The 1,068-nt window shown below is 47.9% G+C and carries 1 pseudogene; it reads left to right on the top strand.

The features are described from left to right. Nucleotides 1–132: 132 nt before the first annotated feature. Nucleotides 133–1,032: pseudogene (locus tag F6K18_RS36260) on the top strand (IS3 family transposase); the annotation flags it as partial. Nucleotides 1,033–1,068: the final 36 nt, after the last annotated feature.

The following is a 1,068-nucleotide window of genomic DNA, read 5'->3' as shown; positions in this document are numbered from 1 at the left end:
GATCAATATGAACTCCAATACCGTCAACGCGTTGTTAAAAACCTGCATCGCAGAGCGGCTGAGTTGGGGTTTCAACTTCAGTCTATTGAGACAAGCGAGTGTGTTTCTTAGGAAAGCAGCAGCCTTCTTTGCCAGGGAAAGCGCCGATTTTACGAGCTAATCCATGCTGAGAAGGCCAATTTCCCAGTTAAATTGATGTGTCAGATGTTGAATGTTGCCCGCAGTGGTTATTATGCCTGGTGTGGACGTCAAACCTCTCGTCGAGCCCAGGCAAATCAGCGAGTGTCTGAGCAGATAGTTGACATTTTCGAGACCAGTCGTGGCACCTATGGTTCGCCTCGGGTGCATGCGGCCTTATTGGCCCGTGGTATTGAGGTGGGTCTCAATCGGGTTGCTCGCTTGATGTGTCAGCTTGGACTTCATGCTCGAATGAAGCGTAAATTCAAGGTGACGACTGACTCTGAACATCCGTTTCCGATTGCCGACAACGTTTTGAATCGGGAGTTTAAGACCGCTGAACCGGATCGAGTTTGGGTGGCTGATATGACCTATATTTGGACGAGGAACGGTTGGTTATACTTGGCCGTTATTATCGACCTATTTTCTCGTCGAGTCGTCGGTTGGTCGATGGCAGACCACATGCGTACTGAACTCGTTTTGACAGCCCTGGAGGCTGCCTTAGGCCAGCGTAACCCCTCATCGCAGGGATTAATGTTTCATTCTGACCGGGGTAGCCAATATGCGAGTACAGACTATCAAAGGGCCTTGCATGAGGCCGATATTCAATGCAGTATGAGTCGTCGTGCAAATTGTTGGGATAATGCCGTTGCGGAGAGTTTCTTTGGTACGCTTAAAACAGAGTTAATTCATTCTAGGATTTTCTCGGATCAGGCTGAGGCTAAAACCGTAATCGCTGAATGGATTGAGGTTTTTTATAATCGGCAACGGATTCATTCAACCATTGATTTTCTCTCCCCTGTTCAGTTTGAGGATAACTACTGGCTCTCTCTAAGCCAGTCCATCGCAGCTTAAGTTTACTGTCTACTAATTCGGGGGAAGGTCATTGAG

The organism is Okeania sp. SIO2C2 (assembly GCF_010692625.1).
GTDB classification, from domain to species: Bacteria; Cyanobacteriota; Cyanobacteriia; order Cyanobacteriales; family Microcoleaceae; genus Okeania; species Okeania hirsuta.
The sequence above is the reverse complement of the archived record's forward strand: the minus strand, read 5'-3'. Positions and strand labels throughout refer to the sequence as shown.